The 25242-nt window shown below is 45.6% G+C and carries 28 protein-coding genes and 1 riboswitch; of the genes, 12 read left to right on the top strand and 16 right to left on the bottom strand.

Going from position 1 to position 25242, the window contains the following annotated elements:
- The first annotated feature begins 3 nt into the window (after nt 1-3).
- Complete coding sequence (locus EYB58_RS19155) at nt 4-516, top strand: LPS-assembly lipoprotein LptE (RefSeq protein WP_111957774.1); 513 nt, start codon at nt 4-6, stop codon at nt 514-516.
- Nucleotides 517-613: 97 nt separating this feature from the next.
- Here EYB58_RS19155 and rpsT read toward each other — a convergent pair whose 3' ends face one another.
- Nucleotides 614-865 carry a 30S ribosomal protein S20 gene (gene rpsT / locus EYB58_RS19150; RefSeq protein ID WP_111957772.1) on the bottom strand — a complete coding sequence of 84 codons (252 nt, stop codon included), beginning with the start codon at nt 863-865 and terminating at the stop codon, nt 614-616.
- A gap of 101 nt (nt 866-966) precedes the next feature.
- On the opposite strand from rpsT, the gene murJ reads away from it, so the two are divergent.
- The 5 genes from murJ to EYB58_RS19125 are packed head-to-tail and all read left to right on the top strand — an operon-like array spanning nt 967 to nt 4187.
- The gene (gene murJ / locus EYB58_RS19145) at nt 967-2556 is read left to right on the top strand and encodes a murein biosynthesis integral membrane protein MurJ (protein ID WP_111957770.1); all 1590 of its coding nucleotides are present in this window, start codon (nt 967-969) and stop codon (nt 2554-2556) included.
- Between the two features lie 2 nt (nt 2557-2558).
- Entirely contained in the window at nt 2559-2861 is a 303-nt protein-coding gene (locus EYB58_RS19140) for an FtsB family cell division protein (RefSeq protein WP_111957768.1), read from the top strand.
- Nucleotides 2858-3190 (top strand): hypothetical protein, encoded by a 333-nt coding sequence (locus EYB58_RS19135; RefSeq protein ID WP_111957766.1) that lies wholly within the window; start codon nt 2858-2860, stop codon nt 3188-3190. Before EYB58_RS19140 ends, EYB58_RS19135 begins: the two co-directional genes overlap by 4 nt.
- Nucleotides 3187-3699: a rhodanese-like domain-containing protein gene (locus EYB58_RS19130; protein ID WP_111957764.1), complete on the top strand. Its 513-nt coding sequence runs from the start codon at nt 3187-3189 to the stop codon at nt 3697-3699. The genes EYB58_RS19135 and EYB58_RS19130 overlap by 4 nt, the downstream gene beginning before the upstream one ends.
- Nucleotides 3696-4187 carry a MauE/DoxX family redox-associated membrane protein gene (locus EYB58_RS19125; protein WP_111957762.1) on the top strand — a complete coding sequence of 164 codons (492 nt, stop codon included), beginning with the start codon at nt 3696-3698 and terminating at the stop codon, nt 4185-4187. The genes EYB58_RS19130 and EYB58_RS19125 overlap by 4 nt, the downstream gene beginning before the upstream one ends.
- A 13-nt stretch (nt 4188-4200) precedes the next feature.
- Here the strand turns inward: EYB58_RS19125 and EYB58_RS19120 are convergent, their stop codons facing one another.
- Nucleotides 4201-5064, bottom strand: coding sequence for a formylglycine-generating enzyme family protein (locus EYB58_RS19120; RefSeq protein ID WP_111957760.1), 864 nt, complete (start codon nt 5062-5064; stop codon nt 4201-4203).
- 236 nt (nt 5065-5300) lie between these two features.
- Here EYB58_RS19120 and EYB58_RS19115 point away from each other — a divergent pair, with 236 nt between their 5' ends.
- The 3 genes from EYB58_RS19115 to EYB58_RS19105 all read left to right on the top strand — a co-directional run bounded on the left by EYB58_RS19115 (nt 5301) and on the right by EYB58_RS19105 (nt 7771).
- Nucleotides 5301-6491: a YkgJ family cysteine cluster protein gene (locus tag EYB58_RS19115; RefSeq protein WP_111957758.1), complete on the top strand. Its 1191-nt coding sequence runs from the start codon at nt 5301-5303 to the stop codon at nt 6489-6491.
- Nucleotides 6492-6504: 13 nt separating this feature from the next.
- Nucleotides 6505-6981 carry a hypothetical protein gene (locus tag EYB58_RS19110; RefSeq protein ID WP_165477786.1) on the top strand — a complete coding sequence of 159 codons (477 nt, stop codon included), beginning with the start codon at nt 6505-6507 and terminating at the stop codon, nt 6979-6981.
- 79 nt (nt 6982-7060) lie between these two features.
- Nucleotides 7061-7771, top strand: coding sequence for a LysM peptidoglycan-binding domain-containing protein (locus tag EYB58_RS19105; RefSeq protein ID WP_242637440.1), 711 nt, complete (start codon nt 7061-7063; stop codon nt 7769-7771).
- A gap of 11 nt (nt 7772-7782) precedes the next feature.
- Here EYB58_RS19105 and EYB58_RS19100 read toward each other — a convergent pair whose 3' ends face one another.
- The 6 genes from EYB58_RS19100 to EYB58_RS19075 all read right to left on the bottom strand — a co-directional run bounded on the left by EYB58_RS19100 (nt 7783) and on the right by EYB58_RS19075 (nt 12712).
- Nucleotides 7783-8469: a phosphoribosylanthranilate isomerase gene (locus EYB58_RS19100; protein ID WP_111957752.1), complete on the bottom strand. Its 687-nt coding sequence runs from the start codon at nt 8467-8469 to the stop codon at nt 7783-7785.
- 5 nt (nt 8470-8474) lie between these two features.
- On the bottom strand, nt 8475-9278 hold the full coding sequence (trpC, locus tag EYB58_RS19095; protein ID WP_111957750.1) for an indole-3-glycerol phosphate synthase TrpC: 804 nt from the start codon (nt 9276-9278) through the stop codon (nt 8475-8477).
- A 16-nt stretch (nt 9279-9294) separates the two neighbouring features.
- Nucleotides 9295-10314, bottom strand: a complete 1020-nt coding sequence (trpD, locus tag EYB58_RS19090) for an anthranilate phosphoribosyltransferase (RefSeq protein WP_111957748.1) — start codon at nt 10312-10314, stop codon at nt 9295-9297.
- Nucleotide 10315: 1 nt separating this feature from the next.
- The gene (locus EYB58_RS19085; RefSeq protein WP_111957746.1) at nt 10316-10885 is read right to left on the bottom strand and encodes an anthranilate synthase component II; all 570 of its coding nucleotides are present in this window, start codon (nt 10883-10885) and stop codon (nt 10316-10318) included.
- A 6-nt stretch (nt 10886-10891) separates the two neighbouring features.
- Nucleotides 10892-12379, bottom strand: coding sequence for an anthranilate synthase component I family protein (locus EYB58_RS19080; RefSeq protein ID WP_111957744.1), 1488 nt, complete (start codon nt 12377-12379; stop codon nt 10892-10894).
- Between the two features lie 84 nt (nt 12380-12463).
- Complete coding sequence (locus EYB58_RS19075) at nt 12464-12712, bottom strand: hypothetical protein (RefSeq protein WP_111957742.1); 249 nt, start codon at nt 12710-12712, stop codon at nt 12464-12466.
- Nucleotides 12713-12968: 256 nt separating this feature from the next.
- On the opposite strand from EYB58_RS19075, the gene EYB58_RS19070 reads away from it, so the two are divergent.
- Complete coding sequence (locus EYB58_RS19070) at nt 12969-14492, top strand: B12-binding domain-containing radical SAM protein (protein WP_111957740.1); 1524 nt, start codon at nt 12969-12971, stop codon at nt 14490-14492.
- Between the two features lie 17 nt (nt 14493-14509).
- Nucleotides 14510-15775, top strand: coding sequence for a CinA family nicotinamide mononucleotide deamidase-related protein (locus EYB58_RS19065; RefSeq protein ID WP_111957738.1), 1266 nt, complete (start codon nt 14510-14512; stop codon nt 15773-15775).
- Between the two features lie 140 nt (nt 15776-15915).
- Here the strand turns inward: EYB58_RS19065 and EYB58_RS19060 are convergent, their stop codons facing one another.
- Both EYB58_RS19060 and EYB58_RS19055 read right to left on the bottom strand, forming a co-directional pair.
- On the bottom strand, nt 15916-16119 hold the full coding sequence (locus tag EYB58_RS19060) for a cold-shock protein (RefSeq protein ID WP_111957736.1): 204 nt from the start codon (nt 16117-16119) through the stop codon (nt 15916-15918).
- A 397-nt stretch (nt 16120-16516) separates the two neighbouring features.
- On the bottom strand, nt 16517-17242 hold the full coding sequence (locus tag EYB58_RS19055) for an alpha/beta hydrolase (protein WP_242637439.1): 726 nt from the start codon (nt 17240-17242) through the stop codon (nt 16517-16519).
- Nucleotides 17243-17328: 86 nt separating this feature from the next.
- On the opposite strand from EYB58_RS19055, the gene rlmD reads away from it, so the two are divergent.
- On the top strand, nt 17329-18720 hold the full coding sequence (gene rlmD, locus EYB58_RS19050) for a 23S rRNA (uracil(1939)-C(5))-methyltransferase RlmD (RefSeq protein WP_111957734.1): 1392 nt from the start codon (nt 17329-17331) through the stop codon (nt 18718-18720).
- 1 nt (nt 18721) lies between these two features.
- Here the strand turns inward: rlmD and EYB58_RS19045 are convergent, their stop codons facing one another.
- The 6 genes from EYB58_RS19045 to EYB58_RS19020 all read right to left on the bottom strand — a co-directional run bounded on the left by EYB58_RS19045 (nt 18722) and on the right by EYB58_RS19020 (nt 25142).
- Nucleotides 18722-20653, bottom strand: coding sequence for a bifunctional acetyl-CoA hydrolase/transferase family protein/GNAT family N-acetyltransferase (locus EYB58_RS19045; RefSeq protein WP_111957732.1), 1932 nt, complete (start codon nt 20651-20653; stop codon nt 18722-18724).
- A gap of 185 nt (nt 20654-20838) precedes the next feature.
- Complete coding sequence (locus tag EYB58_RS19040; RefSeq protein ID WP_111957730.1) at nt 20839-21387, bottom strand: recombinase family protein; 549 nt, start codon at nt 21385-21387, stop codon at nt 20839-20841.
- 340 nt (nt 21388-21727) lie between these two features.
- Complete coding sequence (gene ribB / locus EYB58_RS19035; RefSeq protein WP_111957728.1) at nt 21728-22384, bottom strand: 3,4-dihydroxy-2-butanone-4-phosphate synthase; 657 nt, start codon at nt 22382-22384, stop codon at nt 21728-21730.
- A 146-nt stretch (nt 22385-22530) separates the two neighbouring features.
- A riboswitch (FMN riboswitch) is annotated at nt 22531-22695 on the bottom strand.
- A 128-nt stretch (nt 22696-22823) separates the two neighbouring features.
- Entirely contained in the window at nt 22824-23777 is a 954-nt protein-coding gene (locus EYB58_RS19030) for a tol-pal system YbgF family protein (RefSeq protein WP_111957726.1), read from the bottom strand.
- Entirely contained in the window at nt 23774-24229 is a 456-nt protein-coding gene (gene yidD / locus EYB58_RS19025; protein ID WP_242637438.1) for a membrane protein insertion efficiency factor YidD, read from the bottom strand. The genes EYB58_RS19030 and yidD overlap by 4 nt, the downstream gene beginning before the upstream one ends.
- Nucleotides 24230-24260: 31 nt before the next feature.
- A complete protein-coding gene (locus tag EYB58_RS19020) occupies nt 24261-25142 on the bottom strand; it encodes a type II secretion system protein N (protein WP_111957722.1) in 882 nt (293 codons plus the stop codon).
- Nucleotides 25143-25242: the final 100 nt, after the last annotated feature.

The raw sequence follows: 25242 nt of genomic DNA, 5'->3' as shown, positions 1-25242 counted from the left end.
TTTATGAGAAAATGTATTGCATGGCTGATGATTATTTCATTTTTGATGATTGGTACGGGGTGTGGATACCGACTGGCCGGCGGTGGTTTCATTCATAATGATGTCACCCGGGTCTCTGTGTCCATATTTGAAAACAAAAGCACCGAATCCAGGGCCGGGATATCTTTTACCAACGAATTGATTCGGGAGATTACCGCAAAAACAGATACCATTGTTGTGGATGCCGGCAATGCTACCCAAAAAATATCAGGTACCGTTCAATCTATCACCTTTTCCACATTGTCCAGATCGTCTTCGGAAGATGTTACGGAAAGACAGGTTAATGCGAGGATAGATGTGGTTTTGACTGGGGCCGGTGGAAAAATTCTTTGGTCAGTGAAGAATTTTTCAGCCACGGAATCCTATGAAGTATCGAGCAGTACCGTGGATGATGAGGCCAATAAACGGGAGGCTGTTGACCTCATTGCCGAACGTGTGGCCGAACGTGTGGTCAGCCAAATGACAAACAACTTTTAAATCCAAGAAAATGAACCGGCGCCTGTTCCTGCTACAAGACAGACGCCGGTTTATAGTCTGGACCGGCTGAGCTTAAATGATGCAAAAAGCGCGTAACTTATGCGTTCGCAAATTTGAACAGTCTTGAGATCTTCCTTGACGCCATTTTTTTGTGAACAATACCTTTTTTAGCCGCCTTGTGAATGGCAGACTGGGTCTTTTTCATCAGTTCGTCGGTATTTTCACCAGCTTCTTTAGCTGAACGAAGTTTCTTTTCAAGGGTTTTAAGGGAGGTTTTTGCGGATTTATTTCTCATCCGTCTGACCTGATTTTGTTTTGCGCGTTTTTTTGCTGATTTATGGTTCGCCAACTTGGTCTAGCTCCTTCATAAAATAAATTAAAAATAATTAATAAAACTTGTATCAAATTCGGTAAGATATACAAAACAGATAAATATGTCAAGGAAAACCTGTGACCCACTTTATTAAAAAAGCGGCATCTATCAGTTCGATTACGCTGATTTCAAGAATTCTTGGCATGATAAGGGATGCGGTCATTGCATTTATATTTGGCGCAGGTACGGTGTCCGACGCTTTTTTTATTGCATTCAGGCCCTTTGATCTGATCCGGAAAATGATGTCCGACGGAATTTTAAGTATCTCTTTCATCCCATTGTTTGCAGAACAGTTTGCCCAAAACAAAAAAGACCAGGCTGCGGCCATGTTTTTAAATGCCTTGTTTTTTATATCCATTGCAGGGGCGGTGCTGGTGGGTTTAGGAATCTATTTTGCGCCTTTTTTCATAGATCTTTTTGCCCCGGGGTATGGTGCTGGTTCTTATTCCCATACATTGTCCTGTCTGCTGTTCAGGATTATGACGCCCTATATGTTCATTATTTTTTTTGTGGCCCTGTCTATGAGTGTGCTCCATGCCAGGGGAAATTTTCATGTGCCTGCAGCCACGCCAATTTTGCTCAATCTTTGTATTATCACTATCGCTGTACTGTTTTCCAACCGGTTTTCGCCAAAAATCGTCGTTCTGGCCATTGGGGTAACCTGCGGCGGCATTGTTCAGCTTGTCTTTCAACTTCCAAGCCTTGTAAAGCTTGGCCTGTTTGATTTTAAGGTCTTTGTCCGGGTGCACCCCCATGTAAAAAAAGCCTTTATTACCCTTGTCCCTTCCATGATCGGGGCTGCAGCTTTTCAGATTAATCTGATGGTGGCCGGACTTACCGCCTCGACGCTTGATTCGGGTGCGGTCTCTTATCTTAATTATGCCGAACGCCTGGTTCAATTTCCTTTGGCTTTAGTGGCCTCTCCCGTTGCCACGGTTTTGTTGCCCATGTTGTCTGCAATGGCCGGTACGCATTATCTGAAAGCCGGGAAATCTTCAGGTGGAATGCCTGGATTTAATTTTTTTGATCAAACACAGGAAACCCGGGATTTCAGCCTTTTGTTTGATGCTGGTGTACGCATGGTTTTTTTTTTAATTATTCCTGCAACAGTAGGCATCATCGCCTTAAACCGCCCCATTGTTTCGTTGCTGTTCGGCAGAGGGGCCTTTGATCTGACCGCAGTGAATCAGACCGGCCAATGTCTTGTTTTTATGATTCTTGGGCTTTGGGCTGTTGCCGGAACCCGCCTTTTTGTGGCGTTTCATTATGCGTTGTCCAATATTCGGCAGCCTTTTATGGCAGGCGTGGTGTCCATTATATCTAATCTTTTGATGTGCCGGTTTTTTGTGCAACGCATGGGGGTGACCGGACTTAGTTTGGCCGTATCTTTGTCCGCTGTGGCCGGATTTGTTTTTCTATCCGCATCCGGGCCTTTCGGGCTTCGGGGCAGGGCGGTACTGGTTTGCGCTTGCAGAGCGGTTTTCATGTCTGTTATAATGTTTTTCCTGGTTCGATGGATATGGGGTTTTTGGACTGACTGTTCAAAAATAATTCAAGCAGCAGGCCTTGTTATCAGCATCAGTCTCGGGGCCGGTTGCTACTTGTTGGGGGCCCGCCTCACATCGAATCCGGAAATGGCAATGCTCACAAGGATTTTTTTTAAATAAAAATGACCCATATGGAAAAAATATGCCTTTACCTGACCATAGCAGGGGCGGTTATCCTTTTATTTATGTTTTTCTTTTCCACAAAAGGGGTCATGGACTATAGTCGGCTTAAATCCAGGCAGGAGCAGCTTGAAATCCAGGCGGCCATTGCTGTCAATCAAAATTTAAAATTGGAAAAAGAGATACTGAAACTTAAAACCGATATTGAATATATTAAGCACCTGGCCAAACATAAGCATGAAATGGCTGCCCAAGATGAATGGGTATTCAAAGAAAAATCCAAAAATCAAGGAACTGAAAAATGACCGGTAATTTTGCAAGCTTAGCTCTGGCTCGCCTGTACGAGAAACAGGGATATATGGACGATGCCCTTGAAATTTACAAGACGATTGATACAAGCCGGAATCCTGATGCTGAGAATGTCCTCGACGCCATTTCCCGCCTTGAAGTACAAAAGCAAACTGTGGATACCAAAGAAAGTTTAAAAGAACCAGGCCATGATTCTATAAACCCTGATCAGGTTCAAGATACCACCAAAGAGGCCAGGATGGCCCATCTGCTCGAAGTCTGGCTTAGACTTATTGTCATGCAGAAACGGGTGGATATATTCAAAACCATTAAAGCTCGGTTATGATTCTTAAACATGATATTATAGGGTGCTTTTTTCTTTTAAGTATCTGTGTAATGCTAAGCCTTGGTTTTAATGCGCTCTCCCCTAACGGTATTGCCCTTAAAGGCCAGTGGAATCCGAATCAGGGTGTGGTCATGCCTGGGGCAAACAAGGCCCATGCCGTTAATGTTATGCAGATCAACAATCCCCTCAAAGTCAAACGAATGGTGGAATCCGGGACAGTGATCGTGCTTGATGTCCGCTGGCCCGATATTTATGACCTGGGACATATTCCGGGGGCATTGAATTTCCCCTTGGAAGATTTTGAGGAAGAGAAAAAAAGGCTGTTGTCAAAAATAACCCCCGAAGATGAGATCCTTGTGTATTGTGCGGGTGTGACCTGCCATGATTCCCACACATTTGCCACCCGTTTGGTTGAAATGGGCTTTGCCCATGTGGCGGTGTATGCCGGTGGATTTGCTGAATGGGAGGAAATGGGGTTTGATGTGGCGGCCCAAGAAACTGACCTATGAGCAATTTATTCCGTTTCAAATTTAAAGATCCCACCAACCCCTCTTTCATGGATTTGGGCGGCCAAACGGATTTCTTTGAATGGGCACTACGTCTGTTTCTGGGATGCACCTTTGTTTTCGCTTCCTGGCACAAAATCGTGTCACCGGATCAATTTGCCACAATTTTGTACGGCTATGCCGTCTTTCCCCACCAGATTATAAATGTGTTAGCCATTGTTATACCTTTTGTGGAGCTTGTCTGCGGTATCACCTTGATAACTGGTCTGCTTAAACGCTCGGGTCTTTTATTAATTAATGCCATGCTGGTGGGCTTTATTTTCCTGATCAGTTTTAATCTGATACGGGGCCATGAATTTGACTGCGGATGCTTTTCTTTGGGGTCCACCAAAGGACTCTGGGCCTCAGTCTGGCTGCTCATCAGGGATTTTGTGATGCTGGGGGCAGGGATTTATCTTTTCAGGCTGTTCGATAAAAAAGACAGGGGCTAAACTTGCCGGTTGTTTACCGTTCCCGGACGATTCTAAACCCTAAGCTGTTGCGACGGGCCACGGGCTTGTAATTGGTGCGGTAGGCGCATCTCTGGTATTTGCTGTTCTGGAACCATCCGCCGCCTCTGACCACCCGGTGTCCACCTTTTGTTTCCAAAGGATCTGTAATGTTGTCAACATAGGTTCGGGTAATGGTTCCGGTTCCCGCACTCCAGATGGTGCGCCATTCACATGCATCCTGGACCCATTCTTGAACATTGCCGTGCATGTCGTAAAGGCCCCATTTATTGGGTTTAAGGAGTTTGACCGGATGGGGCTTGAAATTTCCGGCCGGCGAGAAACCACCGCTATTAAAGCAGTACCAGGCATGATCAATAAGCGCTGCTTCCGGTTCCTTGCAGGAAAAGGTGGTTACGTCCCCTGTGGCAAAGGCCGTCTGACTGCCGGCCCGGCAGGCATATTCCCATTCCGCCTCTGTGGGTAAACGGTATTTGCGGGAGCCTTCTCTCTTGTTCAAAAATCGAATAAATTCGATAGCATCATACCAGGACACGGTGTCCATAGGATAGTAATTGCCCAGCTTAAAGGATGACGGGTTCGGGGAGACAAGGCGGTCCCACTGCCCCTGGGTCACTTCGGTTTCTGACATGTAAAAACTTTTGGTGATGACCACTCTGTGTTGTTTTTCGTCTTTTTGCCGCCCCTTCTCCGAGTCAGGGCTTCCCATAATAAAAGCCCCTGCCGGAATCAGGACAAATTTCATTCCGATTTTATTAATAAAAAAGTTTTGGGCAAATGCATCCAAAACCACAGACTGATTAATCAGTGTGAAAATCAAAAGAAATAACGATATGGTGAATAAGGATTTCAACCTCATAGCAAGTTCCTGATTTCTTGTCTGGTTTTGAACTATATCAAGCGGATAATAATGTTGACATTAACACATTTAAAACCCGGGGTTCAAGGTTATATCCTTGCGTATGGCAATGATATATTGACGGCAGGTTTAATTTTATATAACCTGCCGCAGGTTTTTACTATTATTATTGAGTAAGCTCAGACAGCCTTTTGGTTTGTTACAGAATCCTCTCTGTCTTACATTGGAGAGGTTATATGACAGCAATCCCTGGGGATTCATGCCAGAATGCATTCAAAGATATTTTGAACGCCCAATTCCGGGAAAAAATTTACAACGGGTTTATCAATGACGCGGTTCTTCCCGTGTTAAAAAACGTCATGGCATATGCCCATGATATTGTTGACGCCCTTGAACGTTCGAATCAAAGCCCCGCTGTGGCATGCGGGCCGGGCTGCAGCTACTGCTGTCATTCCCAGATACATGTGCTGCCCATTGAAGCCTTGCTCATCCTGTCCTTTATTCATGAATGTTTTACCGGAGAGCAGATTCTCCTGCTCATGGACAGAATTGAGCAGCGACTTCAACGGACCCGGGGACAATCCATTGGCGCTCTTTTTTCAGTCAAGTCTGAATTGCCCTGTATTTTTCTAGAAAACGGAATGTGCAGCATCTATCAGGTCCGCCCTTTTATCTGCCGTGCGTGGAACAGCATGGATTCATCCCTTTGTAAAAAAATTTTTAATTCAGGAAAATTCGATGATGAAATTGAATCTTCATCTGCCAGAAATTTTGTATTTGAATCCTCCAGATCACTTTTTGTTGATTTTGGCAATCAATTGAAACTGGAAACGGTTCCATTTGAAATGACCCGGGCTGTCTTCAACTGTCTGAAAACGACTAATCCATTGCCGTTGTGGCTTTCAGGACAAGATATTTTAAATGTAGATACCCCAATAGAACCTGCATCGTCACGGATGGATTCATCTGGTGATCATCAGTCTTTTGAGGCAGATTCAGATAGGGATGTACAGACGTTACCGGTATCCCGGGAACAGGAATACATCGATTATTTTTATGGTAAGTACAAAAGTCGCCTTGCCGGATATGGATATGCCGAAAATCATTCACAGGTCCATTCTTTTGTTTTTCAAAATGTTTATGGCAAACCCGTTGGTGCCATTGCCTTGAATGAGGTTGTTTCCCAAAACAGGACCGTGCACATCCATCATCTAAAGGCCTTTGTTCTCCAAAGCGGCAACGGTACACTGATGCTTTTAGAGTTGTGCCGAAAAGCCGACTGTTTTAATATCCGGCTCAGTGCCAATCCTGCCTTCGACCCCAATGATGAATTTTTTCACAGTGATTTTAAGGTGTTAAGTAACTGGTATGAACAATTTGGTTTCAAAGGGGATTCCGGTTTGTGCAGAATTCCCAGACAGGGGTAACAGGACGTTGAAAATGATCACAGCAAAATTCGGGGAAAATAATTTTTTAAATCAGCAGATTCCAAGATTGTACAATCGTTTTTTACTCACCTTTGCCCGGGACGACACCTGTATGGAATATTTTCTTTGCGACAGGCATACCGGAAAACAGATTTCAAAAACACTGATTGTTTCCCATGAAGTTTTTTCAGGTAGCCTCTATGTTTCCAAGTTTTATCCGGAATTATACAGGCAGATAAACTGCAAATATTTGTCAGCGGCCTGCTTTTATCTCATGGTTCATCATGCCTCAAGTGCCTTTCAACTGCTTGATCAATGCCGGATCAATTTGGAAACCGATCAGGCGGTGTTTTTACAATTTTACGCCAGGCTCCAGGATTTCAATTTTTATATCAAGTATGCAAGGCCGGTTGATAAGGTGTACTTGACAGGCAATTACCAAAAAAAATCGCTGTACACTGACTTCGATGAAATTATACAAGCGTACTAAAAATTATTGTTTGGGCTTGAAATAACAGACTGAAATGCTATTAAGAGGCATTAAGACATCTTCTTCCGGGAGCCAACAAATGAACAAAGAGACAAGCCAGAAAAAAAATGAACCCGGGGTGTCCGCCATTGAGCAGGGCACCTCATTACTGAAAAAAAATGAATTTACCATGATTCTTATCGCTGCAATGGCGGTCACAGCCCTGGTTTTTTTCTTTTTTTTCAGCGGGTCATCTACACAAGAGAGCGGTGAACAGAAATCTGTTTCGACTAAAGGGGACGATCAGGTCGCCCCGGGTTTTGAGGAACGCGTCTCTGCCCTTGAGATCTCTTTGGCAAAAATAGCATCCTCTTCGGATCGGAATGAGAACCAAGCGGCATCACGGTTCGTGTCCGATTTTGATGAACGGATAACACGAATTGAAACGGCCGTAAACCTAAAGCTTGATACCCTGATTGAGCGTGTGGCCAAACTTGAAGGCCGATTAAGCAAATTGGCTGTTGTTGCCTCGACGCCTCCTCAAAAAACTGTTGTCAAACCCAAGCCTACAGTGAAGAAACCTGCGTCGGTAACCACGCCCAAGAAAAAAGTTCAGGTGGCAAAGAAAAAAACAGAGAAACCAAAAGCTAATACACCAAAGAAGACCAACCAGTTTCATACGGTTCAAAAGGATGAAACCCTGTGGTCGATTTCCCAGAAATATAAAACCAGTGTGGCGGCAATACGCCAACTCAATAATTTGACCCCTAATGATAAGATATATCCCGGGAGTAATTTGCTGGTTAAGTAAAAATTGGCGTATCAGGGCTGCAAATAAACAGATTTTGCAGCCCTGATAAAGGCTGTGACCTTTGCAATGTCCTTAATTCCCTTTGTTTTTTCCACACCCGAAGATACATCTACGGCATGGGGACGTATTCTTGACACCGCATCCGCTACATTTTCCGGGTTAAGTCCGCCTGCCAGCATCAGCCGCACTTTCTTTGCCATTTCAAGGGCCTGGTCGTAATCCCAGGTTTCTGCATTTCCCCCGGGAAGGATTCCTTTGCCGTACTCGGCCAGACAAAAATCTGCGGATTTGTATTTTTGTGTGTCACAAAGCTCCGGAGGTCTTGCTGCAAAAAAGGCTTTGGTCACCACAAGGTTTTGGGCTGATAAACGTTCGGCAAGCTCAGGCGATTCTGCGCCGTGCAGCTGTATGATTTCAAGCCCACAGGCTGAAACGGTCTGCATAATCGTGTCAAAGGTTTCGTTGACAAACACCCCGCAGGCCGGCACGTCTTTGGGAAGGGCCCGGGTAATTTCCCGGGCTTGGGCGGTGCTTACATGCCGGGGGCTTTTTTCAAAAAAGACAAGTCCGATGATATCCGCGCCGGCGTTCACGCAGTCAAGGGCATTATCCACAAGGGTCAAGCCGCATATCTTTACCAGCACGTTGTGCCTTTGGCCGGGGGGGATTTGCCATTTTGATGCAGGAAACTGAGCCATGGCTGTTAGTCGTCCTCCGCTTTGATGCCGATAAGGGTTTTGATAAACTTGGCTGGATCTTTTGAGCGCACAATGCTTTCTCCTACAAGGAAATTGAAAATACGATTTTCAATGCCGGCTTCAATGCCGGGACGCCCGGAAATGCCCGAGGCCTCCACGGGGATGATTTCATCGGGAAAAATCTTTGCCACACGTTTTGCCACACTTGTGTCCACCTCAAGGGTAGCAAGATTTCTGTTGTTAATGCCAACCACCCGGGCTTGTGCTTTATATGCCTGTTCAAATTCAAACTCTGAATTGATCTCCACCAGCGGCTCCATGCCAAGTTCCCGGGTAAGAAAGGTCAGCTCTGCCTGCTGGGCCGGGTCGAGCAGGGTGGTGATCAAAAGCACCGCAGATGCCCCTGCCTTTTTAGCTTCATAGATTTGGTATTCGGAAAAGATAAAATCCTTTCGAAGTACGGGCAGATTTGTGTTTTGACACACAAGTTCAAGGTCGGACAAGGTGCCTTTAAAGTACTTTGATTCCGTAAGCACCGAGATGGCCCTTGCCCCGCCCTGGGTATAGGTCTTGGCATAGGCGGCCACGTCAATATCGGTTTTTATGTCCCCCTTGGAAGGTGATGCTTTTTTGACCTCGGCTATGATACCGACTGCTTTATGGGTTGAATCTGCCATGGCATCTGCAAAAGAGGCAGACGCCGGTGTCTGTTCGGCATCATGGCGAATGGCAGTTAAGGGCACTTTGCTTTTGGCCCGGTTTATTTCTTCATTTTTAACATCAACAACAGCGTTGAGAAATCCTTGCATTTATCTGCCTTTCGGTTTAAGCGTTTTCCCTGGTATAATCTGCCAGTAACTCAAGTTTTTCCATGGCCGCCCCTGTTTCAATGGATTTTAAAGCCATCTCAATACCCTTTTCAATGTTGGGGGCGGCATCTGCGGCCACAAGTCCTGCGCCTGCATTGAGCAGGACAATATCCTGTTTCGGACCACTTCCCCCGGATAAAATAGCCCGGGTAATAGCGGCATTATGTTTTGCATCCCCACCCAAAAGATCCTTGGGGTCGGCGTATTCGTCAAAATAGGTCAAGGGGTCCACATCATAGGTTTTAATCATGCCGTCATTAAGTTCCGTCACCCGGGTCAGATCTGTGGTGGTCATCTCATCCATGCCGTCATGCCCGTGGACCACAAAGGCTTTTTCCACACCCAGCAGATTCAATGCCTTTCCAAACATTTCCGTCAATTCCGGTGCATATACCCCAAGGATTTGACATGAAGCGGCGGCCGGGTTGGTTAATGGACCCAGCATGTTGAAAATACTTCTGATTTTACATTCAGTGCGGGCTTTCATGGCGTACTTCATGGAGCCGTGGTACAGGGGGGCAAACATGAAACCAATGCCGATTTCGTTGATGGCCTCTTCCACAATTTCAGGGTCCACACTTAAATTGATCCCAAGTTCTTCAAGTACATCCGCGGACCCGCATTTACTGGTGACAGACCGGTTGCCGTGTTTTGCCACGGTTACGCCGGCTCCGGCAATGACAAAGGCCGTTGTGGTGGAAATATTAAATGACCCCGAGGCGTCACCACCTGTGCCGCAGGTGTCAATGACCTTTTTGGCAAGGGTCTGAACACGTACCGCCTTGGTCCGCATGGCCCGGGCCGCACCTGCCAGTTCCTCAAATGTCTCTCCCTTTGTGGCAAGGGCGGCCATGAATGCCCCGACCTGAGCTTCGGTGGCCTGTCCTGAAAAAATAGTGTTCAGCATGTCTGCCATCTGGTCCTGGCTAAGATTCTGTCTGTTTACTATGGTATTTAGGTAATCTGTAAAATCCATATCATGCTCCTTTGATAAAATTTCTGATCAACCGTTTTCCCACGGTGGTCATGAAAGATTCCGGATGGAACTGAACCCCCTGGGTGGGGTGCGTTTTGTGTTTTATACCCATAATTTCTCCGTCCAGGGTTCTGGCCGTCACTTCCAGACAGTCGGGCAGGTCTGATTCCTGAACCGCCAGGGAGTGGTAACGCATCACATTAAAGGGCTTATTGATGCCTGAAAAAATGTGTTTGCCGTTTGCTTCCACCACGGAAGTTTTGCCATGCATAATGGTCTTGGCATGGATAATGGTGCCGCCAAAACTCTGGGCAATGGTCTGGTGACCTAAACACACACCAAGAATGGGAATTTTTCCTGACAGCTTTTGTACCAGTTCAAGGCAGATGCCCGCATCTTCAGGCCTGCCTGGCCCTGGTGACAGGATAATGGCGTCAAACCCTAATTTCTCAAGTTCTTCCACACTGATCTTATCATTTCTGAAAACCTCTGCCTGGGCGCCTGTGTGCAGTACATAGTGCACCAGGTTAAAGGTAAAGGAATCGTAGTTGTCTATTATGGCGGTTTTCATATCTTACTATCCTTTTGGGCTTTGTGACAGAGCAAGTTTTAATGCCATTTCAACACTTTTTGCCTTGTTGATGCATTCTTTCAATTCGGTTTCAGGATCTGAATCGTAGACAATGCCTGCCCCTGCCTGGACGGTTAATGTGTCGTTTTCCATGACAGCGGTGCGGATGGTGATGGCAAAATCCATGTTGCCGGTAAAGGAGATATACCCGGCAGCCCCACCATAGACACCTCGTTGACGGTTCTCAAGCTTTCCAATGATCTCCATGGCCCGAATTTTAGGCGCACCGGACAAGGTGCCTGCCGGAAAAGTGGCCTTGAAAAGATCAAAGGCGTCGCACTCATCTTTCAGGTCACAGGTGATATTGGAAACCAGGTGCATGACATGGGAATAGCGTTCAATGACCATGGTGTCCGTCACCTGGACCGTTCCGGCCTGGGCCACCCGACCAAGATCATTTCGGCCAAGGTCAATGAGCATGACATGCTCTGCCTTTTCCTTTTCATCATTAAGCAAATCATCGGCCAGGGTCCGGTCCGTTTGTTCGCTTTTGCCCCGGGGCCGGGTTCCGGCAATGGGCCGAAGGGTTGCCACCCGGTTTTCAAGGCGCACCATGGTTTCAGGGGAAGAGCCTGCAATGACCCGGTCCGTGAAATTCATGAAAAACATATAAGGCGACGGATTGATGTAACGCTGGGCCCTGTAGATCATTACGGGATCAACCGTTGTTGTGCATGAAAAGGGCTGGGAGTATACAGCCTGGAAAATATCTCCCTCCACAATATGTTCCTTGATGATTTTAACCCCTTCCATGTATTCTTCGGCCGATGTTTCAGGTACAAGCTGTGTATCGGCAACAGGGAGAGCGGGCCCGGGAACAAACGGTTTTCCTAAATTTTTTACAAGCATATCAACGTCATTTCTGGCATTATCATAGACCGTGGCCGGATCGTCAGTCTTGGACAGGTAACAGATGTTCAGGCAGGTCAGTGTCTGTTTGATGTTGTCAAAGATGATCATCTGCTCGGGAATGATAAAATGGCCGTATGGGGTGCCCTCGGGCAGGGAAACGTCAATATTTTCAAAAAAAGAAACCATCTCATAGGTAAAGTAGCCGGTGATCCCGCTCCAGAACCGCGGTAAATCCGGGATATCAGCAGGGGTGAATTTTTTGATAACGTCCCGCATCACGCTTAAAGGATCGTTGTCATGATCAATTTTTTTTGTGTCGTGACGGGTTTCCACAAGGACATGGGTTTTAAAAATTTTGATATGCCCAAAGGCGGCAACCCCAAGAAAACTGTATCGGCCCCAGCGCTCGCCACCCTCCACACTTTCTAAAAGAAAGCACGCCTTGTCCTTTTCATAGCATTTTTGCAGAATGGATACGGGTGTATCACTGTCTGCAAGCACCCTTGTGGCCACAGGTATGACATTTGCGGATTGGGCAAGTTTGATAAATTGGTCTTTGTCCGGCAGTCTGTCTAATATCATTAAAAAATCCTTTTATGAGAAAGTCTGTGTAACCTGCACAGATCTTTCAACTTTTGTTGTGAGTTGAGTATGGGTCTTGATAGTCTATATCAGCCCATGGCTGTTTAAAATAAAAAAGGCTGACATGGATGTTGTCAGCCCTGGGCTCGCAACAGCCATGAATTTAAGTAAAAGCTGCTGCAGCGATATGTCACAAGAATCTAAAGCATCTTTGAAAACCGGTGCAACAGCCATTGCCATATTGGCCAGAAATGCCAGCGCCATAAAGTTTGTTTCTGGTTGGTTGCAAACGTTTTCATACGTTCCCTTTTCTGTATGTTTTTTTAAGGCCAAATTAAATGGTTTTCATGATGGTGTCAATAAAAAACGTTTCTATTTGTAGAAACAAAAATCAAAAGACCGGACAAAGATGAAAAAAAGCTGGTACTATTGAGCTTCGGCATCTATATATTGACTGTTTTTTCACCACGAAGAACATGAAGCGCATGAAGATGATATACCCAAAATCAATCTTCATCTCCTTTATGTCCTGCATGATTTTCATTTGGAGGCATCTTAACTTTATGATATTGGCTCGGGACTGATTTAAATGCTTTTGCTTTTCCCCCCTGTGGCAAAACCCTGTGAACCGCCAGCCGGTATTGCACTTTTGTCATCTGCATTAAAAGAAAACGGTATCGACTGCAAATGTGTTGACGCCAATGTTGACGGCCTTTTATGGCTGATCAACTCCGTGGGCAAAGACAAGGCAACCGATTCCTGGACCCGGCGGGCGCTGAAAAACAGAGCAGCCCTTTTAAATGACCTTGGTAATCCTGATCTGTACACCAATTTTGACCGCTACCACCAGCGGGTCTATGACCTGAATCGGCTGGTGGCCGTATCCGTAGATCGATCAAGATTCAAAATCAGCTTAAGTGACTATTCGGACAACCAGCTCTCTTCGGTGGACTCAACGGCCTTGCTTGACAGTGGCGCATTATACCAGGAAAATCCTTTTTTTCCATATTTTGAAGAAAAACTTCGTCCTGTAATAGAATCCTGGGACCACCCCTGGATCGGCATCTCCCTTTGCTATCTCAACCAGGCCCTGGTCAGTTTTGCCCTGGCTGGATGGATCAGGGATAATTTTCCGGGTAAAATACTTGTCATGGGCGGGGGATTGGTCTCTTCCTGGATGAGCCGTCCTGATTTTAATAACCCTTTTTCAAGTCTGATTGATCATCTGGTCAAGGGGGAGGGAGAATCTCCTTTGCTCGCGCTGCTTGGAAAGCCTGGCATTGAAAAAAAGCACTATGTGCCGGATTACGGGTTTGCCGATAACCATGCTTATATTGCCCCGGCAAAAATTTTGCCTTTCAGGGGATCCATCGGGTGTTACTGGAGCAAATGCCGTTTTTGTCCTGAAAAAGCTGAAACGCGTCCCTATTCGACCCAGCGGGCCGATCGAGTGCTTGGGGATCTTGACTTAATGGCCGAAAATCACAATCCTGAGGTTGTGCATTTTATTGACAATGCGGTGACGCCTGCGTTTTTGCGCGCACTTTCCAGGCAGACGTGTACTTTTAAGTGGTACGGGTTTGTCCGGTTTGAAAAGGATTTTGCTGACCCCCAATTTTGCCGGGCCCTTAAGCAAAGCGGATGTGAGATGCTTAAACTCGGGCTTGAATCCGGCGACCAGAAGGTTCTGGAGGAAATGGGAAAGGGCACGGATCTTGAACTTGCGTCAGCAACCCTTGCCAATCTTAAAGCCGCAGGAATTCTTACTTTTGTATATTTGCTTTTCGGCACCCATTATGAAGATGAGGCGGCAGCCCACCGCACCCTGGATTATATCAAGGCGCATAAATCAGATATTGACTATCTGAATCTGTCGGTGTTTAATTTGCCTAAGTTCAGCGAAGATGCCAAAGGTCTTGTGACCCATGAATTTTACCATGGAGACCTTTCCTTGTATCTTAATTTTGAACACCCCTGGGGCTGGACCCGCCGTAATGTAAAGTCGTTTATTGATAAAGAGTTTAAAAAACAGCTGGGTGTGGGGTCCCGGTTCAGGAAAAACCCGGCTTTTTTTTCATCCAACCATGCCATGTTTTTTAATAACTTAGACTGATCTAAGAGGATTTTTTCATGACCAAAGGCCATGTTTTTTCCACAGGCAATGAGGTGCTGTTTGGCGATACAGTAGACACCAACAGTGCATTTTTATGTAGGCAACTTAAACGTTCAGGGGTAACCGTAATCAAGACAAGTGCTGTGCGCGATGATATGACAGCCCTGGTCAGCGAGATTAAAAACATTGCATCTGCCGCAGATGTCTGTGTGATGACAGGCGGCCTTGGACCTACGTCTGATGATCTAACGGCCGAAGCCTTGGCCAAAGCGGCCAGGGTGAAAATTAAGTTGGATACTGCAGCCTTAAGTTCCATGAAAAAGTATTTTGATAAACGCGGGGTTCCCCTTATACCTGCCAATGAAAAACAGGCCATGCTGCCTGAAGGCGCTCAGTTTATGGAAAATCGTCATGGTACTGCTCCGGGATTTTCCATGATCATCGGCAATTGCCGGTTTTTTTGTATGCCTGGTGTCCCCAGGGAAATGGAACGAATGTTTGATTTGAAAGTCAGACCCCAATTGAATGAAATAACCGGGCAGGCCGGTGAAATTCAGGTCATGCGCCTGATGGTGTTCGGTATGCCTGAATCCAGAGTTGAGAAGGCGCTTTCCGGTTTCAGTGTGCAGTTTCCTGGAATTCATCTGGGTTCCAGGATCAGGTTCCCCATGATTGAGGTGAGACTCTCCCGGCTCAAAGAAGTGGTGTCCGATTCCCAAAAGGGTCTGGACGGTGCCACAGAGATGAATCAGGCTAAACAGTGGGTGATGGAAAAAATTGGGCCTAAAGTAATTTCAGACCAGGGACTGACCCTGGCCCAGGAAGTGGGGCGGCTTCTGACAGAGCGTGGGCAGACACTCAGTGTGGCTGAATCCTGTACCGGCGGACTTGTGGCGCACCTGATAACGGATGTGCCGGGTGCCTCTGACTATTTTTTGTTTTCAGCCACCACCTATGCCAATTCAGCCAAGGAAGCTATTCTTAACGTGTCCCGTGAAACCCTGGAAAATAATGGGGCGGTGGATGAAACCACTGCCCTTGAAATGGCAACCGGCGTCAGAGCCGCCGGCGGATCTGACTGGGCTGTATCCACTACGGGCATTGCAGGCCCGACCGGTGGGAGCGAAGATAAGCCTGTGGGGACTGTATGCATTGGGGTGGCAGGTCCTTTGGAATCGTATTCCCAAAGGTTTCTACTGGACCGCGGTGACCGTGAGCGCAACAAACAATTGTTTGCCGCTATGGCCCTTGAGATGCTGCGCAAGGAACTTGTGAAAAAATAAGGTGGATCTGGATCTGTCCTAAATCCCCTAAAAGGTGGATCTGGATCTGTCCTAAATCCCCTAAATCATAATCAAAATAAAAAAACCCCTGAGTAGGAATCTACTCAGGGGCTAAAATGTCACAGGGATAAAATGGGATATTAAATCACGGTTACATTTGCAGCTGCCGGTCCTTTGGGACCCTGTACAATGTCGTATGAAACCTGTTCACCTTCATTGAGAGATTTAAAACCAGCCGCATTGATACCGGAATGATGTACAAACACGTCGTTGCCACCATCTGCTTGTTCAATAAATCCAAAACCTTTTGACTCGCTAAACCATTTTACAGTACCATTTGCCATGTAGGCGTTCTCCTAAATAAGAAATAAAATAAATCGTCTCGATCTTAAAGAATAATCACTGATTTCTCGGGGAAAATATCTAAAGAAGAAACTTAAACACTTAATAAGTCATCTTAATGACTTTTCACATCATACACGAAAAAAATAACCTGTCAAGAAAATCAATTTTTTTATTGCGGACTCATTTCTAACACTACAGCGACACTTTCGAAATTGTCCCTATCGATAGAACATTTTATAGCTCTAAATCAGCTATAATGTGATAATTTTCCACCCCATTAGGTATGAAAAAAAGACAAGTGTCGCTGTAGTGTTAAGAGCGTATTGTTGTAATTTTACTATCCCCCCAAAAATCGCAGACGGCACATTACATGCGGTTGCCTATTTCAGGGAGGGGCTATAGATTGAATACAGATTTATACCAGGCGGTCATTTTTAGTTCAAAATCCTGCTGGTGTGCCCGCTTTTTCATCTGGTGATCGCCCCCGTCATGGAGGATCATTTCTTTGGGGGGGTGCATGGCGGCGTAGAGGATATCGGCATTTTCCACCGGGACCACCTCATCGGCACAGCCATGGAAAATCATGACATGATGCAACGCCTTTGCCTGGTCGGAAAGATCATACAAAAGGTTTTCCTTGAAAAAATCCAAAGAAAGGGCAGGGCGATTGTCATCGCCTGTCAGAGGAATCCTTTTCATGGTCCGGGTATTCACGGGGGCCGCGCATAAAACAGCACCCTGAATCCTGAATCCAGCACGTTCAAGATCATGCCAGGCCTTGATACAGGTGGCACCACCCATACTGGAGCCAAACAGGGCAATTCGGTTTGATGTAACCCCCATTCCAAGAACATGGCCCACCGCCGCACAAAAATCCCTTGCGCGCTTTTCAATACTGGTGTCCTTGATAAAACTTCCCTGGCTGTCGCCGCATCCCCTGTGGTCAAAACGGAAAAACGCAATATTATTTGCAGGCAGAACTTTTGACAAAAGCATCTGTTTTGCAGAGTTTCGGCTGCCTTCAAGGCCGTGGGAGCCCACAACAAGGGGGGGCATAGGGCATGGGGGAAGATGAAGAGTACCTTTCAGGGTGAATCCATCAACTGTAAAATTTGTTTTCATTATTTTCATCTTGTTTTTGTACTCATATCTCTGTATATTTACCGTCTTTTTTACTTCAACCATATAATCACAAGATATAATATAAAATGCCCGTTAAAAAAAGAAAAACCTACGAACTTGACATCATTGACCTTGCCTTTGGGGGAAAGGGTCTGGCCAAACCCGACGGGTTTCCCGTGTTTGTGGATCGTTGTGTTCCCGGAGACCGGGTTTTTGTAAAGATTTTTAAAAAAAAGAAATCCTGGGCCGAAGGACGGCTGATTAATATCGTCAACCCGTCACCCCTGCGCCAGGAGGCAAGATGCGAGTATAACCGGTTTTGCGGGGGCTGTAAATGGCAGCAGCTGCCTTACGAGCGTCAGCTTGAATACAAGAAGCGGCATGTTGTCGAATCTCTGGCACACATCGGGCGCTTAAAGGATGTCCGGGTCATGGATGTTGTGCCCTCGGATTATATTTACGAATACCGAAATAAAATGGAGTTTTCCTGTTCTTCAATGCGCTGGCTCATGCCCGAGGAACTGGCTGATGATTCCATTAAAAAGGGCTTTGGCATTGGACTGCATGTACCCGGCACCTTTGACAAGGTGATTGACATTCATAACTGTCATATTATGCCGGCCCTGGGCAATGACATTTTAGAGACCATCCGTGCCTTTGTGGCCGAATCCGGGCTTGCTGCATATCATCTGCGTAAGCACGAAGGATTCTGGCGCTTTGTCATGCTAAGGCATTCCGTGGCCCGGGACCAGTGGATGGTCAATCTGGTGACCAGTGAAGAAAACTCTGACGTCATTAAAGCCTTAAGCAAACAGCTTGTGAAAAAATTCAGTCAGATAAGCTGTATTGTCAATAATATTACGGATGCCCGATCCGGGGTCTCCACGGGCAAGGAAGAAATTCTTATCCACGGCGAAGATCATCTGATCGAAAAGCTCGGGGGGTATCAGTTTAAGATTTCGGCAAACTCTTTTTTCCAGACAAATACCCGGGCTTGTGAAAAGCTGTATACCAAAGTCAGTGAATATGCAGGTCTTGACGGATCCCAGACGGTTCTGGATCTGTATTCAGGCACCGGAACCATTCCTATTTGGCTTTCCGGCCAGGCAAAGCAAATATACGGGATTGAAATTGTTCATTCTGCTGTGGTCGACGCAAGAGAAAATGTAAGTTTGAACGGTATTGATAACTGCACTTTTCTGGAAGGGGACATCAAGGACGTTTTTAAACAGGTGCCCGAAAAGCCGGATGTCATCATCATTGATCCGCCTAGGGTGGGGATGCACAAAGATGTGGTGGGACATGTGTTGGCCCATTCTCCCGGCAAAATTGTCTACGTCTCATGCAATCCTGCAACCCTTGCCAGGGATCTTGAAATGCTTGCATCGCGTTACGCCGTGCTGGAAGTAACACCTGTGGATATGTTCCCCCACACCTATCATATTGAATCCGTGGCGTTGCTTGTAAAAAAAAACTAATTTAACCCATGGATAGAATGGCATCTCCCAAAGCTTTGCCGCCATCGCCGTCATCATCTTCTTTCGGTTCATTGAACACGCAGCTTAAAATAAGCATATCCTCATTTTTTTCTGTCGTGATTTTATATGGCTGTTTGTGAAAAAGACTGATCATGCCTTTGTTCTGTGGAGAAGTATAGGCGATCAGTCCTTTAATACCATTGTCAATGGCCGCTTGATTGAGTTTTTTCTGCAAAATTTCGGCAATTCCCATGCCCTGGTATTCTTTTGATACGGAATAAGCAACTTCGGCCATGTTGATAATCGTGTTTCTGAAATACTCGCCTACGGCAATAATTTTTTCAAATCCCAGTTCACCTATCGTAGCGACGATGGTCAGGTCATTGATATAATCAATTTCATAGGTGGTTTCAATTTGGTCATAGGCAAAACTTTTTTTCTCATGAAAGAACCTGGAGACTATATCTCCGCGATTCATGGTGTAATAGTGCTCCTGGATAAACCGTTCATCCGTCGGCTTTGCCGGTCTGAATGTAATGGGAATGTCTTTTATAACAATGGTTTCTTCATATTTAAGCGGGTAGACGCCTTTAATGGCCTCTTTAAATTTGCGGTCACTGTTAATCAGGCCCATGTCCTTGGCTGCGGCAAACAGTTCATCCCTGAAATCCGGATGGGCAATGGATACCAGAGCCATGACCCGCTCCTGAAGTGTTTTGCCGAAAAGATTCACCAGCCCGTATTCTGTTGCCACAAACTGAACATCTCCCCTGGGAACCACCACAGCGAGGTCTTCTAAACGGGGAACTATTCGGCTTTTTTGCCCGTGATCCATGGTGGAGGTCATCATGAGAATGGATTTTCCACCTTCGGACATGGCTGCCCCCCGGGTGAAATCAAGCAAACCATTAATCCCTGTGTAGTTGTTAAACGGCAGGGCATCGGCTGCCACCTGGCCGGTTAGATCAATGGCCATGGCCGTGTTCAGAGTAACCATTTTATTGTGGCGACCGATGATTCCCGGGTTGTTGGTATAATCCGATGGGTAAAATTCAATGGACGGATTGTCGTCAATAAACTCATAGAGCAGGGCGGAGCCTACGGCTGCGCTGGCCACCAGTTTGCCGTTATTAAACCCTTTCTTTTTGTTCGTGATCACTCCAATGGAGAAAAGATGCATGATTGCATCTGACAGGTATTGTGAATGAATTCCAATATCATTTTTACCGGATAAAGCCAACATAACCGCCTCAGTGGTTAAACTAAGACTTGTCTGGATGGTTGAACCGTCTTCAATGAGACGTGAAATATGTTTGGCAATGGTATTGTCTGATTCATGTTCAGGCCGTGGTTGGATGGTTAACAGCGGTTCTTCATGGTCCACAATAAAATCAACATCATTGACATGGATAAAGCTTCTGCCCAGGACCCGGGGCATTTGGGGGTTAATCTGGCATATAACAATATCAGCGGTTTCGCAGGCCGAAAGATTGATATCCACGGAAATGCCGAGACTCATCCACCCAAAGTCATCGGGCGGCGAGGCCTGGATCAGCGCTGCATTCAAGGGCATAAGCCCTGATTTGAACAGGTGCGGGATCTGAGACAGGTTCGCAGGCGTAATAAATCTTTGATTTTTTTTGATAATACTTGGACCACAGGATCCTAAATAAAAGGATCTGATATTGAACTGCTGAGAGTGGGGCTCATTAGCGATAAGCGTCAGCGGTCCACTTTCAATGCTGAGCAGGCGAACAATTTCGAGATCAGTGAATCTTGCAGAAATATCGGATAACTCTTTGACTAGATGCTGGGGTTCAGCGCAGGATGAGCCTATAAATACACGTTGACCAGGCCGGATATGTTTCAGGGCCTCCTGGGCACTGCAACGTTTATCTACGTAGGAATCTGCCCAGTAAATGGCTTTTGTCATAGTCAACCCTCCCACTATTTATTGTCTGCTTGAAATCGGTTTTTATATTCCTTATTCAAAGGCAGATATTATTTTACAAAAAAAATGTAAAAGCGAAGGATATCATATATAAAAAAGATACGGTTGTGAATATTAAATTAAGCTTAAAACCATCAATTTAAATAAGGGCTGAATAAAGATTAAATCTATTTGCAAAGCCTATGGATGGTCTGGGCATGCCACTGCCCCCTGCCGGAAAAGGTCGGAATACCTTTATCTCTTAAATATTCAGCAATCGTGGAAAATGTGGCACCCTGGTCCCGCATCCTGTTAATGGTGGAGATGATGTCATCTTTGGTGTAATGGGTGCCTGAGGCATAGCTGGTTGTTGCTATTGGCATGTCATCCGGGCCTTGCTTATTTGCCATAAACGTTTTTAAAGACTCAAAAAAATCAGCCATTGCATTTTGCTGGCGCATCTGGGATTCCATGATCATCTCGCTTACCTCTGCCATACGACCAATTTCTTTGACCAGCTGCGTGGTGTTTTCGGCAATAACCGGGATCAAATCCTGGATTTCCTGTTTCCTTGCTTCTTTTTCCGGAATGGAATTTGATCGGTTAAAGGCAGAGGGTCGTCTTTCTTTTGACATACGCCGTTCTCCAGGCGTAAAGTAGTTGGTATCCATATTTTTTTTAACGGACGCACTTTCTTTTTTACCGGTAGTTCTCAGATTTTTTAAAAAATCGTTCAATGAAGTTTCCTCCGTATGGTTGAAATCCCGCAAAAATCACCCATAAAAATTGTTATGTATCGGGAAATAGAACTTAACGTAAGAATACCATTCAATAATGCTATTTATGTTCTTTGAGTCCTTGAGTGCGGTTCTGAATATTAAATGAATGAATTTCAGCTAGATTATTGAACATTACCTATTTAAGAACAAAATAGCACAATATGTTAAAAAAAATAACACAAGTTTATGAATAAAGTCAAAACTTTTTAATGAATTGGCGAAAAAGGATCTACCATAGGTGAACAATTATTGTTTGTCCGGCATCCGGCAAAAAAGTTTGCAGATGCCGGGAACACAATTATGAAGCTTTAACGCTTTGTACCCCACGTTTGTAATTTATAATATCTTGAACCGTGAGCATTGTAAAACCGTTGACCATAGCAAATTGTGCAGCTTTAGGGAGCCTGGCCATGGTTCCGTCAGGATTTGTAAGTTCACACAACACCCCGTATGGAGGTAATCCTGCCAGGCCCATAAGATCAACTGTGGCCTCGGTATGGCCAGCGCGTTCAAGGACGCCCCCGGGTTTTGCCTGTAACGGAAAAATATGGCCGGGGCAATTGAGATCTTCCGGTGCTGCATCGTCGTCAATGGCTGCCTGAATGGTTGTTAACCGATCCTGGGCAGAAACGCCTGTTGTGACACCGTTGGCCGCTTCAATGGATACTGTGAAGGCGGTCTGGTATTGGCTTGTGTTGTTTTTTACCATTGGGAAAAGATTTAAGTTTGCAACCTTGCTCTGGGGAAGACACAGACAGACAATGCCGCTGCATTCCCTGATCAGCATAGCCATCTGATCCACTTTAAGGCTGTGTGCCCCGAAAATGAGATCCACTTCATTTTCCCGGTTTTCATCGTCGGCGACCAAAACGCCAGAGCCTCGGCGAAGTGCTTCAAGTCCGGCCTGTAAACGCTGCTGGGAATTTCCAAATTGTTTTAAAGGATTCTGATTCATGATTCAACTCCTTGGTAATCGTTATAAATTAATACATGAATCAGGGCGTGGGAATAAAAAGGCAAGATAACACCATCCATTGCCATACCAGTACTTGCCGACAAACGCTGTCAGTAAGCTATAGACGCAATGGTATTATGTTTTTTGCTTATTCTCTTCCATCCGGACTGTAACCGTCGGCTCTGGATTTTCACCAGATCTGCTGACCTTTGCGCAAAAAGCTGCAAAGCGCTCGCGGGCTTTCCTGGAATTTGATCTCAAACTGCCAGGTTACCGCCGGTGGGGAATTTCACCCCGCCCTGAGAACGCTGAAAATACTACGCCGGTAAGGGATTGATGTCAATCCCCTTAAGATATGTGTCCTTTGGTGTAACGCCGAAGTCGGATCGAATCAAGGGTGAAGGCCAATTGTCTGTTCTTTTTGTTCGGATCGTTTCATTTAGAAACCGTGGGTTAATTTCAGGAAAAAAGATTTATTTATCGGATCAAACCCCGGTTCAAAGTCAAAGGTTTTGTTCAGGATTTTTATCTGGGCCGCTTTGTTGTACTTGTGGGCGGCTGTTATGGAACCGTAAATATTGCCTGAATAAAAGCCGGTCTCCACAAAGGTAATGGCACCGCCAAGGGCCGGGTTGTCATGGTCAAAGGCCGTGTATGCGGCCCAGATTAATCCAGTATTGACGCAGAAACTGATAAAAGCATCTTTATACCGTTCACAATAGAGCATGCCCCCCCCGGGAATAATAGCCATAATCCCTGCAAGGACAGGGTGTTTTGTTGGTGCATTTATGGCATTGTCAATGACTTCCAGTTGCTTTGCTATTTTGTATTCCCGCTGTTTTTCAGGACTGATGAGCATCAGATTTTTTCGGGCGCTGTCAAGCTCATTTTTCCCCGGGTTCACGGTGTTTTGGATATGCATACGGGCAAGTTCCAGATAAATCCGGTTTTTTATATCAGTATCCCGGGTCAGTTTTAAATAATTTTGCAGAACAACCTGGGCATAACCTGTGTTGCCCAGGGACTCAAAGGCTTGACTTTGCATCAAGCAGGATTGTTGGACCCATGGAGTGTCTATATCTTTGGACTGCCGGATAATTGTATCAAATCGTTTGGCGGCCTCATAAAATTGCCCCGAGTGAAACAGGGCAACGCCTGCAGAATAATCGGCACGGTCATGCCGGGGATCCTGGGGGAAAAAATGAATAAACCGTTTGAACTCCACCTGGGCTGCAGTAAAATCTTTTTGTTCAAAAAGTGCCTGGGCGTATTCAAACTGCATGTCCGCCGTAATATAAAGGCCGGGTTGCTCATTGGGTATTGCATGGGCATATGATGAACTAAGGCCTAAAATAAATGCAAGAACGGTTAGGGTTATCAGCAGACGCTTCACTTGTGTTGATCCGGATTCACATCCGACATCCGGCCGGAATCTGAGTGGAACATTTTTTTTCCAGGTAAGTTGGTTTCCTTGGCAGGCGGTTTGGGTGAAAACCACCAGAAATCATTGGCGCTGACCGGGTCAAATATTAATTCGCGTCCGTTCATCCTGACATGGGGAGACAGTTGAACCTCATCCCTACCGCATCTGAGTAAACGGTCACAGGCCATAATCCAGCCCAGGCCAAATCCGTGTTTTCGGATGGCCTGGGCACAATACTGGGAGCAGTGCGGATACATGGGACAGCGATTGCCGTCAATGCCGGATATGTGTGCCTGATAAACTTGAATTATGGGATTAGTGTCTATTCTGTTGTTTTTGGTTGGGTCCTGGGCCCAAATTTCTTTAGGCAGCGCACTTAACATGAAAATGAAAAAAAACAATAGAATAATAGATGTTTTCAATGAGATATCACAAAGAATACGTTGTGTGTTACTATTCAACATCATTGATGGTATACGCGTTATCCTGTCCACTAAAAACCAGTTCTTTGGATTTGCCACGCCTGAGGATAGAAATGGTAATATCTGAATGGTCGCTGATGCTGTCATCAAAATTTTCAAGATCCTGGATATCTTGAATTTCGACGTCGTCTACGGCCTGGATAATGTCTCCGTTTCGAAGGCCTAACAGCTGAAACACGGAGTCTTTTTTAATGCTGTAAATCATAACACCTGACGCTTCACCGTTTCTGACATAGGGCCGGGCTTTAAACCATGGATTTGACTGGGATACCGCATCAGGCATATTCGGTCGATCCATGATATCATGCCGCGGATGCATGGGTTGTCTGCCGGAAAAGCCGCGTGTTCTGTTTTGTGAGGGTGACGGATCTGCATTCACTTCAAGAATCTGATCCTTGCCGTTTACGGTTAAAATAACCTTGTTTCGTAATATGGATTTAATGGTGGCACCCTGGATTTTATCATCGACCTGGTATAGCTCCTGCTGTTTTGTTTTAATATCCTGCATTACGGCCCAGTCATCTTGTTTTTTTTGCCCTGTCACCGTGCCCAAAAGGGTCAGTTCCAGGCTGGTTTTTTCAAGGTTCAGGTTCACGGGTTCAGGGGTCTTTTTGTGTTCACCGTTTACCCTTACCTTGAAAAGATTTCGCTGGGTAACCTTTTCGATGACTTTATTTAATTTGGCAGGTTCAAAACGACTGGCCTTGGATGGTGTCTGGGTATCGTCTGTCTTTTGGTTATTTGAGAGCAGTTGTCCCTCTGGTGTATCAATCGCCGGATTGACCAAGGCATATACCTGGAACGCCACAAGTATTATTAAACCTATTAAAATTATGGAAAATATTGGCTTCATTTTTTGTCCGGCCGGGTCATGGCTCTGTATTTCAGGTAATATTTATCTAAGTTACACAGGCTTTCATATAAAAATCAAACTAAAAAGCAATGGGAATATC

It is taken from the genome of Desulfobacter hydrogenophilus, from assembly GCF_004319545.1.
GTDB classification, from domain to species: domain Bacteria; phylum Desulfobacterota; class Desulfobacteria; order Desulfobacterales; family Desulfobacteraceae; genus Desulfobacter; species Desulfobacter hydrogenophilus.
Note: the sequence above shows the minus strand (reverse complement) of the source record. Positions and strands in the feature narration are given on the sequence as shown.

Coding starts and splice junctions, on each gene's coding strand:
- EYB58_RS19155 (WP_111957774.1), top strand. CDS start 4: ATGAGAAAATGTATTGCATGGCTGATGATTATTTCATTTTTGATGATT.
- EYB58_RS19140 (WP_111957768.1), top strand. CDS start 2,559: ATGACCCATATGGAAAAAATATGCCTTTACCTGACCATAGCAGGGGCG.
- EYB58_RS19135 (WP_111957766.1), top strand. CDS start 2,858: ATGACCGGTAATTTTGCAAGCTTAGCTCTGGCTCGCCTGTACGAGAAA.
- EYB58_RS19130 (WP_111957764.1), top strand. CDS start 3,187: ATGATTCTTAAACATGATATTATAGGGTGCTTTTTTCTTTTAAGTATC.
- EYB58_RS19125 (WP_111957762.1), top strand. CDS start 3,696: ATGAGCAATTTATTCCGTTTCAAATTTAAAGATCCCACCAACCCCTCT.
- EYB58_RS19120 (WP_111957760.1), bottom strand. CDS start 5,064: ATGAGGTTGAAATCCTTATTCACCATATCGTTATTTCTTTTGATTTTC.
- EYB58_RS19115 (WP_111957758.1), top strand. CDS start 5,301: ATGACAGCAATCCCTGGGGATTCATGCCAGAATGCATTCAAAGATATT.
- EYB58_RS19110 (WP_165477786.1), top strand. CDS start 6,505: ATGATCACAGCAAAATTCGGGGAAAATAATTTTTTAAATCAGCAGATT.
- EYB58_RS19105 (WP_242637440.1), top strand. CDS start 7,061: ATGAACAAAGAGACAAGCCAGAAAAAAAATGAACCCGGGGTGTCCGCC.
- EYB58_RS19100 (WP_111957752.1), bottom strand. CDS start 8,469: ATGGCTCAGTTTCCTGCATCAAAATGGCAAATCCCCCCCGGCCAAAGG.
- trpC (WP_111957750.1), bottom strand. CDS start 9,278: ATGCAAGGATTTCTCAACGCTGTTGTTGATGTTAAAAATGAAGAAATA.
- trpD (WP_111957748.1), bottom strand. CDS start 10,314: ATGGATTTTACAGATTACCTAAATACCATAGTAAACAGACAGAATCTT.
- EYB58_RS19085 (WP_111957746.1), bottom strand. CDS start 10,885: ATGAAAACCGCCATAATAGACAACTACGATTCCTTTACCTTTAACCTG.
- EYB58_RS19080 (WP_111957744.1), bottom strand. CDS start 12,379: ATGATATTAGACAGACTGCCGGACAAAGACCAATTTATCAAACTTGCC.
- EYB58_RS19070 (WP_111957740.1), top strand. CDS start 12,969: ATGCTTTTGCTTTTCCCCCCTGTGGCAAAACCCTGTGAACCGCCAGCC.
- EYB58_RS19065 (WP_111957738.1), top strand. CDS start 14,510: ATGACCAAAGGCCATGTTTTTTCCACAGGCAATGAGGTGCTGTTTGGC.
- EYB58_RS19060 (WP_111957736.1), bottom strand. CDS start 16,119: ATGGCAAATGGTACTGTAAAATGGTTTAGCGAGTCAAAAGGTTTTGGA.
- EYB58_RS19055 (WP_242637439.1), bottom strand. CDS start 17,242: ATGAAAACAAATTTTACAGTTGATGGATTCACCCTGAAAGGTACTCTT.
- rlmD (WP_111957734.1), top strand. CDS start 17,329: ATGCCCGTTAAAAAAAGAAAAACCTACGAACTTGACATCATTGACCTT.
- EYB58_RS19045 (WP_111957732.1), bottom strand. CDS start 20,653: ATGACAAAAGCCATTTACTGGGCAGATTCCTACGTAGATAAACGTTGC.
- ribB (WP_111957728.1), bottom strand. CDS start 22,384: ATGAATCAGAATCCTTTAAAACAATTTGGAAATTCCCAGCAGCGTTTA.
- EYB58_RS19020 (WP_111957722.1), bottom strand. CDS start 25,142: ATGAAGCCAATATTTTCCATAATTTTAATAGGTTTAATAATACTTGTG.